Annotated in this window: 14 protein-coding genes; all 14 read right to left on the reverse strand. The window is 71.9% G+C overall.

The window, feature by feature from the left end; all coding sequences use genetic code 11:
- Window positions 1-11: 11 nt before the first annotated feature.
- The 14 genes from ACWC5O_RS04195 to ACWC5O_RS04260 all read right to left on the reverse strand — a co-directional run bounded on the left by ACWC5O_RS04195 (window position 12) and on the right by ACWC5O_RS04260 (window position 12666).
- Window positions 12-542, reverse strand: coding sequence for an N-acetyltransferase family protein (locus ACWC5O_RS04195; protein ID WP_450584859.1), 531 nt, complete (start codon window positions 540-542; stop codon window positions 12-14).
- Window positions 539-1111: a helix-turn-helix domain-containing protein gene (locus tag ACWC5O_RS04200; RefSeq protein WP_450584861.1), complete on the reverse strand. Its 573-nt coding sequence runs from the start codon at window positions 1109-1111 to the stop codon at window positions 539-541. Before ACWC5O_RS04200 ends, ACWC5O_RS04195 begins: the two co-directional genes overlap by 4 nt.
- A 46-nt stretch (window positions 1112-1157) precedes the next feature.
- Window positions 1158-2060, reverse strand: a complete 903-nt coding sequence (locus ACWC5O_RS04205) for a LysR family transcriptional regulator (protein WP_393470332.1) — start codon at window positions 2058-2060, stop codon at window positions 1158-1160.
- A gap of 30 nt (window positions 2061-2090) precedes the next feature.
- Window positions 2091-3290: a glycine C-acetyltransferase gene (locus ACWC5O_RS04210; RefSeq protein ID WP_450584863.1), complete on the reverse strand. Its 1200-nt coding sequence runs from the start codon at window positions 3288-3290 to the stop codon at window positions 2091-2093.
- Between the two features lie 27 nt (window positions 3291-3317).
- Window positions 3318-4346 carry an L-threonine 3-dehydrogenase gene (gene tdh / locus ACWC5O_RS04215; RefSeq protein ID WP_450585081.1) on the reverse strand — a complete coding sequence of 343 codons (1029 nt, stop codon included), beginning with the start codon at window positions 4344-4346 and terminating at the stop codon, window positions 3318-3320.
- A 193-nt stretch (window positions 4347-4539) separates the two neighbouring features.
- Complete coding sequence (locus tag ACWC5O_RS04220; RefSeq protein WP_450584865.1) at window positions 4540-5115, reverse strand: GAF domain-containing protein; 576 nt, start codon at window positions 5113-5115, stop codon at window positions 4540-4542.
- A 61-nt stretch (window positions 5116-5176) separates the two neighbouring features.
- Window positions 5177-5776: a GTP-binding protein gene (locus ACWC5O_RS04225; RefSeq protein ID WP_450584866.1), complete on the reverse strand. Its 600-nt coding sequence runs from the start codon at window positions 5774-5776 to the stop codon at window positions 5177-5179.
- Window positions 5754-6125, reverse strand: a complete 372-nt coding sequence (locus ACWC5O_RS04230) for a DUF742 domain-containing protein (RefSeq protein ID WP_145877611.1) — start codon at window positions 6123-6125, stop codon at window positions 5754-5756. The genes ACWC5O_RS04225 and ACWC5O_RS04230 overlap by 23 nt, the downstream gene beginning before the upstream one ends.
- Window positions 6126-6127: 2 nt before the next feature.
- Window positions 6128-6562 carry a roadblock/LC7 domain-containing protein gene (locus tag ACWC5O_RS04235; RefSeq protein ID WP_450584868.1) on the reverse strand — a complete coding sequence of 145 codons (435 nt, stop codon included), beginning with the start codon at window positions 6560-6562 and terminating at the stop codon, window positions 6128-6130.
- A 77-nt stretch (window positions 6563-6639) separates the two neighbouring features.
- A complete protein-coding gene (locus ACWC5O_RS04240) occupies window positions 6640-8733 on the reverse strand; it encodes a sensor histidine kinase (RefSeq protein WP_450584870.1) in 2094 nt (697 codons plus the stop codon).
- 359 nt (window positions 8734-9092) lie between these two features.
- Window positions 9093-10187, reverse strand: a complete 1095-nt coding sequence (locus ACWC5O_RS04245; RefSeq protein WP_450584872.1) for a M14 family metallopeptidase — start codon at window positions 10185-10187, stop codon at window positions 9093-9095.
- A 17-nt stretch (window positions 10188-10204) separates the two neighbouring features.
- Window positions 10205-10513 (reverse strand): hypothetical protein, encoded by a 309-nt coding sequence (locus ACWC5O_RS04250; RefSeq protein ID WP_450584874.1) that lies wholly within the window; start codon window positions 10511-10513, stop codon window positions 10205-10207.
- A gap of 153 nt (window positions 10514-10666) precedes the next feature.
- The gene (locus ACWC5O_RS04255) at window positions 10667-11359 is read right to left on the reverse strand and encodes a TetR/AcrR family transcriptional regulator (protein ID WP_450584875.1); all 693 of its coding nucleotides are present in this window, start codon (window positions 11357-11359) and stop codon (window positions 10667-10669) included.
- 125 nt (window positions 11360-11484) lie between these two features.
- Complete coding sequence (locus ACWC5O_RS04260; RefSeq protein WP_450584877.1) at window positions 11485-12666, reverse strand: MBL fold metallo-hydrolase; 1182 nt, start codon at window positions 12664-12666, stop codon at window positions 11485-11487.
- Window positions 12667-12671: the final 5 nt, after the last annotated feature.

Below are 12671 nucleotides of genomic sequence, written 5' to 3' on the forward strand. Positions count from 1 at the left end.
GCCACTGACAGTCACCCGATCGGCGGACCCAACCGCTTGAAGTAGAGGGTCGTCGGGCGCAGTTCGCCCGCCGGGTTCGCCGCGTAGTCGGGGAGGGTGCCGGCCTCGGTCCAGCCGGCCGAGCGGTAGAGGTGTTCGGCGGGGCTGCCGGTCTCGGTGTCCAGGTGGAGGAGGGTGATGCCGGTGGCGGCGGCCGCGTCCTCGGCGGTGGTGAGGAGCCTGCGGCCGAGGCCGTGCCCGCGCGCGGAGCGGTGCACCATCAGCTTCACCAGTTCGGCGCGGTGGCGGCTGTTGGGCTTGTCGGGCAGGGCCAGGCTCACCGTCCCCGCGACCCGGTCCGTGTCGTCCACGGCCACCCACACCGCCAGCCGCCCGGTCGCCACCGCGTCGGCCCGCTCCCGCCACCAGGCGGCGGCCGCCGCCCGCCCGAGCGGCGCGAGGAAGCCGACCGAGGCGCCCCCGGCCACAGTGTCGGCCAGCAGCCCGGCCAACTCCTCGCTTCCGTCCCGCACCTGGGCCTCGTTCCAGCGCAGCACCCTCACGGCCGCACCACCGCCAGCACATAGCGCGCCGCTTCCGGCCCGGCGCAGCAGAACCTCGTCGGCCCGAAGACCCGCATCCGCAGGCAGTCGCCCGCGTCGAGACGGTGGCCGGTGTCGCCGACAGTCACTTCCAGCGCGCCCTCGAGGACCCACAGGTGCTGTTCCAGGCCGGACACGGGCGGGCGGTCGTACGCGATGTCGGCGCCCGGGGTGAGCCGGCCCTCGACCAGTTCGCCGCGCAGGCCGGCGTGCGGCGGGGACACGGACCGGCGTACGAAACCGGAGGCGCGGTCCTGCCACACCTGCTGCTCGGCCGCCCGTACCAGCGGGGCCGGTTCCGCCTCGACCTCGCTGAGCAGTTGGGACATGGTGCGTCCGTAGACGTGGCAGAGGCGGTTGAGGAGTGCCGCGGTGGCGCTGATCTCGGCGCGCTCGGCCCGGGACAGGGTCGACCTGCTCACTCCGCTGCGCTCGGCCAACTCGCCCAGGGACCAGCCGTGTTGTGCCCTGAGTTCGGCCAGCCGGGCACCGATCCGGGCGTCGACGGGGTCAGAACCTTCGCCTCTCATATGCGGGACGCTATCCCGGATATGAGAAGCGAGTGTTACGGAAGGCTCACGCCTGCGCCGCCTCCCCCAATGCCGCCAGCACCTGACGGATCAGGGGGTGTCCCTCGGCTCCGCGCCGTACGGCCGCGAAGACCCGGCGGGTCGGGGCCACGCCGTCGACGGGGCGGACGACCACACCCGTGAGATCCATGCCGCGCAGGGCCGAGCGCGGCACGAGGGCCACGCCCGCGTCGGCCGAGGCCAGGGCGACGACGGCGCGGAAGTCGTCGGAGGAGTGCTCGAGGCGGGGCTGGAACCCGGCGCTCTCGCAGGCGAGGACGACCACGTCGTGGCAGGGGTTGCCGGGGTACGGGCCGATCCACGGGTCCTTGGCCAGCTCGGCGAGCGGAACCTCGGGGGCGTCGGCGAGGCGGTGGCCGACCGGGACGACCGCGTCGAAGGGCTCGGCGTACAGGGGCACGTGGGTGAGCCGGGGGTCGTCGGCGGGCGGGGCGCCGCGGTACTCGACGGCGACCGCGACGTCCACCTGCCGGTCCAGGACCATGGGCAGGCTGGCGTCGCCCTCGGCGTCCTGCACACGGATGCGTATGCCGGGCGCGGCTGCCGCGAGGCGGGCCACCGCGGGCGCCACCACCTGGGCGATGCCGGTCGCGAAGGCGGCCACGGTGACCGTGCCGGCCTCCCCGGAGCCGTAGGCCGCCAGCTCGGCCTCGGCCCGCTCCAGCTGGGCCAGGACCGCGTTGGTGTGGCCGAGCAGGATCTCGCCTGCCGGCGTGAGCCGTACGCCCTTGGCGCTGCGCTCGACCAGGCGGTGCCCGGTCTCCTGCTCCAGGGCCGCCAGCTGCTGGGAGACGGCGGAGGGGGTGAGATAGAGCGCGGCGGCCGCCGCGGTGACCGTGCGGTGGTCGGCCACCGCACGGAGGATGTGGAGCCGCCGGGCTTCGATCATGGATCAATTATCTCAGGGTGTCCGCACTGGTCAGGCCGCCAGCTCCGCGCGGGCGGCGACGAAGGCGTCCACGGCCCGGTCGACGTCCTCGGTGGAGTGCGCGGCGGACAGCTGGACGCGAATGCGGGCCTGGCCCTGCGGGACGACCGGGTAGGAGAAGCCGATCACGTACACGCCCCGCTCCAGCAGCAGTTCCGCCATGCGGGCCGCCTCTGCCGCGTCTCCGATCATGACGGGGGCGATGGCGTGGTCCCCGGGGAGGATGTCGAAGCCCTCCTCGGTCATCCGGCGGCGGAACAGCGCGGTGTTGTCGGCGAGCCGGACGCGCAGGTCGTCGGCCGACTCCAGCAGGTCGAGGACCTTCAGGGAGGCGGCGGCGATCACCGGGGCCAGTGTGTTGGAGAACAGGTACGGGCGGGAGCGCTGGCGCAGCAGGGCGACGATCTCGGCGCGGGCGGCGACATAGCCGCCGGAGGCGCCGCCGAGCGCCTTGCCGAGGGTGCCGGTGATGATGTCGACGCGGTCCATGACGCCGTGCAGCTCGGGGGTGCCGCGGCCGCTGGGGCCGACGAAGCCGACGGCGTGCGAGTCGTCGACCATGACCATCGCGTCGTAGCGGTCGGCGAGGTCGCAGATCTCACCGAGCGGGGCCACGTAGCCGTCCATGGAGAAGACGCCGTCGGTGACGATCAGCTTGCGCCGCGCGCCGCCCTCGGTCGCCTCCTTGAGCTTGGCCTCCAGGTCCGCGAGATCGCGGTTGGCGTAGCGGAAGCGGCGGGCCTTGGACAGGCGGATGCCGTCGATGATGGAGGCGTGGTTGAGGGCGTCGGAGATCACCGCGTCCTCCTCGCCGAGCAGGGTCTCGAAGACACCGCCGTTGGCGTCGAAGCAGGAGGAGTACAGGATCGTGTCCTCCTGGCCGAGGAACGCGGACAGGCGTGCCTCCAGCTCCTTGTGCACTTCCTGGGTACCGCAGATGAAGCGCACGGAGGCCATGCCGTAGCCCCAGCGGTCCAGGGCCTGGTGGGCGGCGCCGATCACCTCGGGGTGGTCGGCGAGGCCGAGGTAGTTGTTGGCGCAGAAGTTGAGGACCTCGCCGGGGCGGCCGCCGGCGCTGACGTTGACGGTCGCGGACTGCGGGGTGCCGATGACCCGCTCGGGCTTGTGCAGACCGGCGGCGCGGATCTCGTCGAGCGTGACGCGCAGGTCGTCGCGGACGGAGTCGAACATGAGAAAGCTCCTAAAGCTCTACGAGAGTTACGCGGTCCAGTCGAGGATGATCTTGCCGCCGGTGCCGCTGGCCGCGTCGGCGAAAGCCGCCTCGAAGTCGCGGTAGCCGTACCGGCCGGTGATCACCGGGGCGAGGTCGAGGCCGCCCTCCAGCAGGACCGACATCGCGTACCAGGTCTCGAACATCTCGCGGCCGTAGATGCCCTTGATGGTGATCATCGAGGTGACGATCCGGGACCAGTCGACCGGGAACTCCTCGGCGGGCAGGCCGAGCATGGCGATCCGGCCGCCGTGCGTCATGTTGGCGATCATGTCCCGCATGGCCTCGGGGCGGCCGGACATCTCCAGGCCGATGTCGAAGCCCTCGCGCAGGCCCAGCTCCCGCTGTCCGTCGGCGATCGAGGTCCGGGCGACGTTCAGGGCGAGGCTCACGCCGATCTTGCGGGCGAGCTCCAGGCGCTCCTCGCTGACGTCGGTGACGACGACGTTGCGGGCGCCGGCGTGGCGGGCCACCGCCGCCGCCATGAGGCCGATCGGCCCGGCTCCGGTGATCAGGACGTCCTCGCCGACCAGCGGGAAGGACAGCGCGGTGTGCACGGCGTTGCCGAACGGGTCGAAGATCGCGGCGACGTCGAGGTCGACGGGGACGCGGTGCACCCAGACGTTGGATGCGGGCAGCGCGACGTACTCGGCGAACGCGCCGTCCCGGCCGACGCCGAGTCCGACGGTGGCCCGGCACAGGTGCCGGCGGCCGGCCAGACAGTTGCGGCACTTGCCGCACACCAGGTGGCCCTCACCGCTGACCCGGTCGCCGACCCGGATGTCGGTGACGTCGCGGCCGGTCTCGACGACCTGCCCGACGAACTCGTGTCCGAGCACGAGCGGAGTGCTGATGGCCTGCTGCGCCCAGCCGTCCCAGGCCCGGATGTGCAGGTCGGTGCCGCAGATACCGGTCCGCATGACCTTGATCAGCACGTCCCCGGGACCGATTTCGGGCTCGGGTACGTCCGCGAGCCAGAGCCCGGGCTCCGCCTTCTCCTTGACCAGCGCCTTCAACGCGACGACTCCTGTGGATGAGGTCCCGGTCGCGGGCATGCCGAAAGGAGCCCGCACCGGGTCAGAGGGGTGGAATCACCCTGCAATCTGCCGTACGCGCGGGCCGGGGTCCATCGAGCTTTTCTTAACCGCCGCCTCAGCTTTCCTTCACGCCTCCCGGATGCCCGCGGCCGTGTCCCTCCCCGCGGGCACCTCAGATCGGCAGCCCGTCGTCCGCGGACCGTTCGATGCGTACGACGAGTTCGGCCGCCAGCGCCTTGATGGTGTCCAGCCCGGACCTCCCCCAGGCCCGGGGTGCGATGTCGAAGGCGCACACGGTGCCGAGCGCCATGCCGGAGCTGTCGATGAGCGGGGCGCCGAGGTAGGAGCGGATGCCGTACTCGTCCACGACCGGGTTGCCGGCGAAGCGCGGATAGTCGCAGACGTCCTCCAGCACCAGGGCCCTGCGGCGGACCACGACATGCGGGCAGAAGCCGTGGTCGCGCGGCAGGACACGCCCGACCTCGGGCCTGCTGCCGTCCTCCCGGACCACCGGCGCGGTCACCGGGGTGCGCAGGCCCGCGAAGTACTGGCGGTCCTCGCCGACGAAGTTGACCATGGCGTACGGCGCGCCGGTGAGCTGGGCGAGATGGTGTGCGAAGGCGTCGAGAGCGGGTTCGGGCCGCTCCCCCAGGCCGAGTCGGCGCAGGCGGGAGATGCGGGCGGGTGCCTCCCTGTCCTCGGGGGTGAGCAGCAGACCCCGGACCGGTCGGGGCGGCTCGTAGCTCATGGCCGGGCTCCGGCGCTGTGGGCGTGTCGCATATGGCGGCTCCGTGGGCGGTATGGCGGGATCACATGTGGGCGCCGTGGCTCGGCGCGGGCGCCGGGGCGTGGGCGATGAGGTGGCGTACGAGGGTGAGCAGGGTCTGCACACCGGAGCTGGAGATGCGGGCGTCGCAGCAGACGACCGGGATCTCCGGGTCGAGGTCGAGGGCCGCGCGCACCTCCTCCGGGTCGTATCGGTAGCCGCCGTCGAACTCGTTGATGGCGACGATGAAGGCGAGACCGCGTTCCTCGAAGAAGTCCACGGCCGCGAAGCACTCCTCCAGACGGCGGGTGTCGGCGAGGATGACCGCGCCGAGCGCCCCTTCCGACAGCTCGTCCCACATGAACCAGAACCGCTCCTGCCCCGGCGTGCCGAACAGGTACAGGACGTGCTCCGGATCGAGGGTGATCCGGCCGAAGTCCATGGCGACCGTCGTCTCGACCTTGTTCTCGATGCCGTCGAGGTTGTCCGTGGCGGCGCTGACCGTGGTGAGCAGCTCCTCGGTGCTGAGCGGGGCGATCTCGCTGACCGCTCCCACGAAGGTGGTCTTACCGACCCCGAACCCGCCCGCCACCAGGATCTTGAGGGCGGTCGGGAACGGGTCAGAGCTGTCGTCGTAGTCCATCGAGCACTGCCTCCAGCAGAGACCGGTCAGTAGGGTTGTGGTGGAACGCGGGGGGCTTGGTGGTCAGCGCCCCGCAGTCGACCAGGTCCGAGAGGAGCACCTTGGTGACCACGGCGGGCAGTTTCAGATGCGCGGCCGCCTCGGCCACCGAGACGGGCGCGCGGCACAGGTCGAGCGCCTGGGCGTGCTCGGGGCCGAGGTAGCCGAGCGGGGTGACACCGGTGGCCATCACCTGCGACATCAGGTCGAGGGCGATGCTGGGCTCGGTGCGGCCGTTGCTGACCGTGAACGGGCGCACCAGCCGTCCGGCCGCGTCGTCGAGCCAGGGCCCGTCGCCGGCTGCGGCCACGTTCAAGGCCTCATCGTCGTGGACTCGACGGCGTGCTGCCGGGGTGCTGTCACCAGGTACGGGCGGACGCTCTTGACCAGCATCGCCATCTCGTAGCCGAGCACGGCGGCGTCGGCCTCACGGCCGGCGAGCACGGCGAGGCAGGTGCCGGAACCGGCGGTGGTGACGAACAACAGCGTCGAGTCGAGTTCGACGACGACCTGGCGGACGTCCCCGCCGTCGCCGAACCGGACGCCCGCGCTGCGGCCCAGGGAGTACAGGCCGGAGGCCAGGGCCGCCATGTGGTCGGCGCTGTCGGGATCGAGACCGTGCACGGACTTCACCAGCCCGTCGCAGGACAGGAGCACCGCGCTGGTGGTGTGCGGTACGCGCTGCACTAGGCCGCTCAGCAGCCAGTCGAGGTCGGATGCCTGGGCGGTCGGCGCGTCGCTCGCCATGGTGGATCGACTCCTTGGGGTACGAAGGTCAGCGGGAGCGCTGGGGGTGGGGGGTGGTGCGGGACTGACGAGGGTGGTCATCCGGCCGGTGCGCTCCCGTCGGACCGGCCGGTGCCCTCGGATACGGGCGCGTGCGTGTGCATCTGGGATATGGGCGTCGGGGCCAGGGGGTTGGCCGCGTCCATGGGGTGGGCAGCCATGGAGGTGCCGCCCAGCGGAGTTGCGTCGGCGTGTGCGGGGCGCACATGGGGCGGCACCGTGGCCGGTGCTCTGTGGGCCTGGCTCACGTCCATGGGTCCGGGCACCCCGGGTACAGCCTCCGCACGAGGTGAATCCCCGTACGCCGGCTCCATGTTCTGCTGTGCCTCGGCGAGTCCGATGCCCCGCTGGAAGGCGGCCATCAGGCCGGGGTCGTGGCCCGGGACGACGTCGCCGTCCTGGCGGGGAGCCGGACCGCCGCGCAGTTGGGGAACGATGTGCTCCTGGGCCCGTCGGCGGGGCAGTTGGGGCTTGCCCATGGTGCCTCGGACGGCACCGGTGCGTGGGGTGGGCAGGGTGCCCGCATGGGTCTCGAGCACCGACCGGTCCTCGGCGCTGACGCCGGGCACGGCCTCGGCGATGTTCGGCCGCTGCTCATGGGTACCGCGCACGGGCAGCGGCGGCGGTGTGCCCGCCGAACCCCCGCTCTGGGCGCCCCCGTTGTGCATGCCCCCGCTCCCGGGGGTGCCGCCGTTCCCGGATCCGTGCTGCGCGTGCCGCCGCCGTCCGGCCGCCGGGTCCTGTCCGGTCCCGCCCTGTCCTGCGGTCCGCGCACCGCCCGGGTCACTCGTGCCGGGCGCGCCCACCGGGCCCGCCCCGGCCGCGGCTCCCGTCAGGTGCTCCGCGGATGCGCACCGCCCCTGCTGCGGCACCTGGCCGCTCCCCGCCGGACCCTGGGGCTGCGGAACGGCCCCGGGTACACCCCGTGTCGTGCCCAACAACGCCTGCGGGACCACGAGTACGGCCTGCACACCGCCGTAGATGTTGGTCTGCAGGCGCACGCTGATGCCGTGGCGCCGGGCAAGCTGGGAGACGACGTAGAGGCCGATACGGCCGTCGGCCAGCAGGCTCGCGACATTGACCTGGTCGGGGTCGGCGAGCAGGGCGTTCATCTTGTTCTGTTCGCCGACCGGCATGCCGAGCCCGCGGTCCTCGACCTCCACGGCGAGCCCGGAGGTGACGAGGTTGGCGCGGAGCAGCACCTGGGTGTGCGGGGCGGAGAACACCGTGGCGTTCTCGACGAGTTCCGCCAGCAGGTGGATCACGTCGGCGACGGCGTGGCCGCGCAGCTCGCCGTCGATGGGGGGCACCAGCTTGACCCGGGAGTACTGCTCGACCTCGGCGATGGCGGAGCGCAGCACCTCGGTCATGTTCACCGGGTTGCTCCACTGCCGGCGGGAGACGGCGCCGCCGAGCACGGCGAGGTTCTCGGCGTGCCGCCGGATCCGGGTGGCCAGGTGGTCGACGTGGAACAGGCCCTTGAGGAGTGCGGGGTCCTCGATCTCGTGTTCCAGGTCGTCGAGGATCGAGATCTCCCGGTGCACCAGGGACTGGAGCCGCCGCGCGAGGTTGACGAAGACCTCGAGCTTCTGCTCACTGCCCGCCTGGCTGGAGAGCCGGCTGGCCTGCACGACGGCGGTGACGGCGCCGTCGTACGCGTGGGCCAGGTCGGCGGCGAGCAGTTCGAAGTCGTCGGCGTCCTGCGGCGGTCGGCGGCGCGGCCCCCGCTGCGGCGGGGTCTCGCCATGGCGCAGCGCCTCGACGAGGGCACGCAGATCGGCCTCGCCGCGCGCGGCGCTGCGGCGCAGGGCACCGACGCGGTCGCTGACCGAGCGGGCGGCCCGGTCCGCGGCGACGGCGGCGATCACGATGCCCGCGAGGGTCACCGCGACCGCACCGGCGAGCACGGCCCACAGGGTGGGCGCGGGGCGTGCGCCGGTGGAGCGGATGCAGAACACGACGGCCGCACTGGCGCTGAGCGCGACCGCGACGGGCGGCAGCACGGCGAGCCGCATGAGCTGAGGCCGTAGGTGCGTCTCGGGCAGTGCGGGAGCGGGTCGGGCGACCGGTCGCCCGTGCCGGCCGCCTTCATGGCGGTCGGCGCGGGCGGCCGGTGCACGGAGCTGAGACATCTGCGTCCTCGTACTGGTCCGTCGGGCTGCCATCCGGACACTCACAGTAGTCGCCTGCGCATCAAGTGCGGTGGGCAGTTGACAAAGTCACCCGGAGATGGTCCCGCTCTGGTATGAGGCTTCGTACGACAGACCGATAACCGTGCCACATTCACCGGTCCGACCCGAAAGCGATCGAAACAACCTGCTCAAAAGCGGTCGCTGGGGCGAGTGGGCAGTCCGGGGCACCGGGACCCCCTCGCTTCACCTCGGTTCCCGGCCTCGGGTACCGGACCATCCACGAGCCCCACCGGGACACTCCGGCCGCCCTCTGCCCACTCCGAGAAATTGTCACAGAGAGTGTCAGTCGTGGCCTGAGCTCAGAGTCGGTCCAGAGACACGGAATCGAGTGCTGTGACGCAGAACTGGACCAGCCCGGCGTCGACGTCCAGGACGATCCGCTCCATCTCCGGCCACGGCGGGTGGAAGCCACCGGGTTCGTCGCCCCACTCGATGGTGAAACCGAGGATCTTGCCCTTGCGCTCGTCGGCGCGGTGCCGGGAGTAGGCGTAGTCGTCGCTGGTTCCACAGGTCGGGTACAGGTGGAAGGCGGACATCGGGGTGTAGGTACGGCCGCGTACGCCGTGCAGTGCCGTGCAGAACTGTTCGGCGAGCACCACGGCGTCGTCGGCGTCGGACTTCGGAACGTACTCCGCGTACGCGTCACCGGGCACTCCGCGCTGATGGTCGAAGGCCGGGTTGAGGAAGTTCTGGGCCGGGGAGGCGGACTGGTTCTCGTCGTCGCCCCAGACGGTCAGCATGTCCTCGGAGTAGCTGTGCACGTCGACGAACCAGCGGGTGCGCGGGTAGGTGTCGAGCAGCCAGCGGACGTTGCGGGTCTCGGGTTCCGAGAAGGGGCGGGGACCCTGGTAGACGAGGTCGCCGGGGTCGGCGGAGACGCGCGGTGCCGCGTCCGGGTCGAAGGCGGTCCCGAAGTCGAAGAGGAAGTCGTAGTTGCGGTTGATGTCGACGCCGATGCGGTCGGGGTCGCCGCCCGACTGCGCCGGGTTGCGGTTCTTGCGCCACATCGGCTCGACGGTCTGGCTGTGCAGCCGGCCGTCCGGGTTCACCAGTGGGAAGACGACGACCTCCAGCTCGTCCAGGACCCTGTGCACCTGATCGCTGGTGAATCTCGTCCCTCCGTAGACCAGGCCGGTTCCGGCGTCGTACGCCTCCAGCAGGTCGGCGGCGAAGTGGACCAGGATCTCGCAGCTGCCCCATTCCCGGGCGTGGACGCCGCCGACCAGGACGGCGCAGTCGCGGGTACCGGCCGGGGCGGTGCCGATCCGCAGAGCGTGACCGCCGCGGCCCTCGACCGAGGGCTCGGGCAGGTCGATGAGCCGGCTCGTGGCCGGGAAGGCGGTGGCCAGGCTGGTCACGGCGGACTCGACCTCGGTGATGTTCAGGTACGACATGGCGTTCCTCCCGGGCGCTACGCCTTGACGGCCAGCCCGTGCGGCACGGCGTCGTCGGGGGCGAACCGGTCCCCCTCGCCGACCTCGGCCTGGCGGGCGAGCCCCTTGGCCGTGGCGTTCTCGATCGTGGTGACCGACACGCCCTCGCGTTCGAGGGCCTCAGCCTGTTCGCCGGTGACGTAGGCGTCGATGCTGCAGCTGCCGTCATCGGCTCGGCGGGGGCTCCCGCCGACATCGGGATGCGCGTCGCGCAGGAGGGCGCGCAGGGTTTCCGCGTCCTTGGCGGTGACGCGCACGCGCAGGACGGGTTGAGAAGTGCTGGACATGACCGCTTCTTCCGGCGCCGTCGGGCGCGCCACAGAGCCACCCGACGGCGCGAGTGCTGCCTGTGAGGACCGTGCGGATTTCGACGATCGGTGACGTCGAACAACACGCGATGACGTTTGATGACGTTTACGCCAGATATGTACGTCGTATCCTCAGGGTGCTCCGCCGTGATAGAAGGCGTCAAGGGGGGCCTCGGGCAGACCGCTCAGCAGTCGGTCGAGGCCGTCCATCAGTTCGCGTTCGTCGTCGTACTCACCGAAGCGCGGCACGAGGGCGCGCAGCCGTGGATAGTCGGCGGCGGGCAGCCGGTGCAGGCCGAGCCGGAGCATGAGGTCCGGTTCCTCGCTGTCGTCCACCACCTGGCGCTTGTCCACGAGGAGGCAGCCGAGGGTCCAGGCCACGAAGGTCCGGTGGACGGTGATCACGGTGGAGTCGTCGAATCCGGCCCGGGCCAGGACGGCGAGCATGTGCTCGGTGAGCTGGAGCCAGGGCTGCGGGCGACGGGCCACGGGCACGGCGAGCGGGCGGGTGGCGACCACGGGGAGGATCTCGGGGTGGGCGTGCACGACGTGCGCGAACGCCCGGGCGATCCTGCGCAGTTCGGCCCGCCAGGGCGGTTCTTCGGGTGCGGCGCCCGAGCCGGCGCGGGCCTGCTGCGCCTCGGTCCGCAGCCGCTCGTTGACCTCGGCGAAGAACGCCTCCACGAGGCCGTCGAGAAGGGCTTCCTTGCCGGCGGTGTACCGGTAGAGAGCCATCGGCTCCACACCCAGGTCCGCGGCGAGGCGGCGCATGGTCAGGGCCGCGAGCCCCTCACGGTCGACCAGGTCGACGGCCGCGGCGAGCACGCGGGGGCGGTTGAGGCGCCCCCGTCTTTCTGGGTTGTCTCGCCGCGCCATGGCCGCGCTCCGGATACGTCGTACACTTCATCAATAATTGTACGTTTTATCCGGAGAAACGCGCGGGTCACCGATCAGCCGTGGTCGAGCCCCTTGCGCACGCCGGGCTCGGCGGCCAGCGCTCCGAGCGCGCGCCAGGTGCGGCGGACGGTTCCGGAGACGCCTCGCCACCAGGGCTCGGCGGGGAGCTTGCCGGCGGGCTCGAAGGGCTCGCCGGGGCGGGGCAGCGCCACGGCCTGGCCGGCCTCCTCGGCGGCCTCCTTGGTCCACTCGCCGGGTTCGGCCCACGGGTGCGGGGCCAGGTTGAAGGTGCCCCAGTGGATCGGCAGCAGTACTCCGTGCGGGGCTCCGCCCTGGAGGTCGAGGTGGGCGCGCAGGCCTTCCTCCGGGGTCATGTGGATGTCGGTCCAGAACTCGCTGTACGCGCCGATCTGGATCATCGTGGCGTCGAACGGGCCGTGGGCCGCGCCGATGTCCTTGAAGCCCTCGAAGTAGCCGGTGTCCCCGCTGTGGTAGACCCGGTGCTCCTCGCCCGCCACGGCCCAGGACGCCCACAGGGTGTGCTGGGTGTTGCGCAGGCCGCGGCCGCAGAAGTGGCGGGCCGGGGTGGCGGTGAGGGTGAGTCCGCCGACCTTGGTGGCCTCGTGCCAGTCGAGTTCGCGCAGCCGGTCCGCGGACACGCCCCAGTGCTCGAGGTGGGCACCGACGCCGAGCGGCACGGCGAACACGGTGTCCGTGCCGGCCAGCGCCTTGATCGTGGGCATGTCCAGGTGGTCGTAGTGGTCGTGCGAGACGACCACCACGTCGACCGGGCCGAGCGCGGCCAGCGGCAGCGGCACCGGGTGCAGCCGCCTGGGCCCGGCGAAGGGGAACGGGGAGCAGCGCTCACCCCAGACGGGGTCGAACAGGACGCGGTGGCCGTCGATCTCCACGAGCACGCTGGAGTGGCCCATCCAGGTCACCCGCAGCCCCGTGGCCGGCGGCTTGGCGAGGTCGGCCAGGGTGGTGGCGTGCACCGGGACGGTGCCGCGGGGGGCGCGCAGCGGTCGGGTGTCCTTGTCCAGGAACACTTTGGCGAAGTCCAGCATGGAACCGGAAGGCCGGGTGCCGGCGGTGCCGCCGGGGTTCTGGAAGACGCCGCCCTTGAAGTGGGGGGAGCGGCGGATACGGGCCATGCGCTCACCGCTCGGTTCCGCGCCGAAGGCCTCGGGCTGAAGCATGCCGAGCCCGAAGCTCTGGGAACGCAAACCGGTCACGGTAC

It is taken from the genome of Streptomyces sp. NPDC001450 (genome assembly GCF_053597295.1).